This window comes from Paraburkholderia ribeironis, from assembly GCF_900019265.1.
Taxonomy (GTDB): domain Bacteria; phylum Pseudomonadota; class Gammaproteobacteria; order Burkholderiales; family Burkholderiaceae; genus Paraburkholderia; species Paraburkholderia ribeironis.
In genome coordinates this window covers 1-2,637 of the sequence record NZ_CYGX02000029.1, presented here as the reverse complement: position 1 = coordinate 2,637, position 2,637 = coordinate 1, and the positions used below count along the sequence as shown (strand labels likewise).

The window sequence follows — 2,637 nt, the reverse complement described above, 5'->3', positions numbered from 1 at the left end:
GCGCGTTGCCGCTTCGGACTACGTCCTCCGCGCCCACGCGCAACAGCACGAGAAACCGACCACTGTCAGATTTAGTCTAGGCTATTCCACTTTATGTTGGCGAATGAGGCAATCCGCCTCGTTCTCCAGCAGGAGCCCTATCATGACCTCCTCCCAGTCAAACGTCAGTCCGCTGCGCCAGCGCATGATCGACGACATGCGCATGCGCCAGCTCGCCCCCAAGACGCAGGACATCTACCTGCACATCGTGCGTGAGTTCGCCCGGTTTCTCGGGCGCTCACCTGACACGGCCACCGTCGAGGACCTGCGCCGCTACCAGCTCTATCTCGTCGATCATGGCACATCGGCCGTGTCGCTGAACCATGCGATCACCGGACTGAAGTTCTTCTTCACGGTCACGCTCGACCGGCCCGAGCTGATGGTCAGGATGCGACCCGTGCGCGTGCCCCGCGTCTTGCCCGTCGTGCTCAGCCCCGATGAAGTGCGGAGGCTTATCGAGGCCGCCGGCAACCTGAAGCACCAGACCGCGCTGTCGGTCGCGTACGGCGCGGGGCTACGCGCCAGCGAAGTGGTAGCGCTGAAGGTCACCGACGTCGACAGCGAACGCATGACACTGCGTATCGAGCAGGGCAAGGGCCGCCGTGACCGCTACGCAATGCTCTCGCCGGTGCTGCTCGAGCGCCTGCGTGTGTGGTGGCGCGTGGCCCGTGTGCAGGGCAGGATGCTTGATGGCGGGTGGCTGTTTCCCGGGCTCAACCCGCTCGATCAGCTCAGCACGCGGCAACTGAACCGCGCCATTCATGCCGCCGCCGAGGCTGCGAACATCGATAAGCGCGTGTCCATGCACACGCTGCGGCATAGCTTCGCGACACACCTCCTTGAACAGAAGGTGGACATCCGCGTGATCCAGGTGCTGCTCGGCCATGCGAAGCTCGAGAACACCGCGCTCTACGTCCAGGTGGCCACCGACCTGCTGCGCGAGGTCACCAGTCCGCTGGACCGTCTGCCCTCCGAGTAGGCCCGCGTGCTGTAGCGCCTCATGCTGGAGGTTGCGGACATCTTCCGCAGCCACGGGCCAGCGTGGCAAGCCACCGCACACCTGAGTCTGGGGCAGCTGAAGGTCATGTCGGCCATCGAACGGTGCCGCACGGCGGCACTGGGCGGACATGTGCTGCGCTGTTCAGGCTGCGCAAGCTCAGAGGTGTCCTTCAACTCCTGTCGCAACCGGCATTGCCCGAAGTGCCAGGCCAGCGCCGCACACCGCTGGCTGGAGGCACGCCAGGCCGATCTGCTACCCGTCGAATACTTCCACGTCGTCTTCACGCTTCCCGCATCCGTCAGTGCGATCGCCTGGTACAACAAGCGGATCATCTACGGCCTGCTGCTCGACATCGCCGCCGACACGCTGCGCACGATCGCCGCAGATCCCAGACACCTCGGCGCCCAGATCGGGGCCACGCTCGTACTGCATACCTGGGGTTCAGCACTCACGCATCATCCACACGTGCATGGCATCGTACCGGGTGGCGGCCTGTCACCTGACGGTGAGCGCTGGATCGCCTGCCGGCCGGGCTTCTTCCTGCCGGTACGCGTGCTCTCACGCCTGTTCCGCCGACGCTTCCTCGAAGCGCTCGAAGTGGCCTATAGGCATGGCCAGTTGCAGTTCTTCGGCGAGTACGCTGAGCTCGCTGACGCCGCCACCTTTGCCCGGTGGCTGGCGCCGCTACGTACCTGCGAATGGGTGGTCTACGCCAAGCGCCCGTTCGCCGGACCGAAGGCCGTGCTCGAGTACCTCTCACGCTACACGCACCGCGTCGCCATCTCCAACCAGCGCCTGGTCGCCTTCGACGAGCGCGGCGTGACGTTCCGCTGGAAGGACTATCGCGCGAAGGGGCACACCCGCTACAAGACCATGACGCTGGAGGCCGGCGAATTCATGCGCCGCTTCCTGCTCCATGTGCTGCCCGGTGGTTTCCATCGGATCCGTCACTACGGACTGCTCGCCAACCCGGTCCGACGAGCCAGTCTCGCGAAGGTGCGTGAGCTGCTGCACGCCGAACCCGCCATCGCCTCGTCACCGGACACCACCACCACCGCTACCCGGCCCGTCTTCATCTGCCGGCACTGCGGCGCGCCGATGATCGTCATCGACGTGCTCGCGCGCAGCGCCCCGATCCGCGCACCGCCACTGCACCGGGACCAGACATGAGTAACACGGTTCCCCGATCGGTCTGTCCAACGTTGGCGCTGCGGCAACGTGGCCCACAGGCGGACGCTTGCGCGTGTCGCTTCGCCAGGCACCTCGCACGTCCGCCCCGTCATCGCGATTACACCACAGCACCGCTTCGCTACGCTGTCAGCGCCCAGCCAGCATCCGACCTCCTCGAGCTGCACCCGACACGATTGAGCATCCCGGCCGAACAATCGCCATAGCCGCGCAGCCTTCAACCGCATTGGGGCACTCCGCGGTTTCCTCCATCGGGTTTATTCGACGCCTGCCGACATGCGCGGAGGTATGCACATTCATGCGGCCGATGGCAGGCATCGAATAAACCTAAACGATCGTGGACCTTGCCCGGCAAAGACAGGCACCACCGCAACCCAGCAAACCCGGCCGAAGGTCTGCAAGGGACGGTG

The 2,637-nt window shown here is 65.2% G+C and carries 2 protein-coding genes; both read left to right on the top strand.

The annotated features are described in order from the left end of the window. Positions 1–142 precede the first annotated feature (142 nt). Complete coding sequence (locus tag BN2475_RS14645; RefSeq protein WP_094780240.1) at positions 143–1,018, top strand: site-specific integrase; 876 nt, start codon at positions 143–145, stop codon at positions 1,016–1,018. Between the two features lie 21 nt (positions 1,019–1,039). Beyond that, on the top strand, positions 1,040–2,209 hold the full coding sequence (locus tag BN2475_RS14640; protein WP_094780239.1) for an IS91 family transposase: 1,170 nt from the start codon (positions 1,040–1,042) through the stop codon (positions 2,207–2,209). Positions 2,210–2,637 lie beyond the last annotated feature (428 nt).

Excerpts from the sequence above, each read along its gene's own strand:
- BN2475_RS14645 (WP_094780240.1), top strand. The coding sequence starts at position 143 with ATGACCTCCTCCCAGTCAAACGTCAGTCCGCTGCGCCAGCGCATGATC.
- BN2475_RS14640 (WP_094780239.1), top strand. The coding sequence starts at position 1,040 with ATGCTGGAGGTTGCGGACATCTTCCGCAGCCACGGGCCAGCGTGGCAA.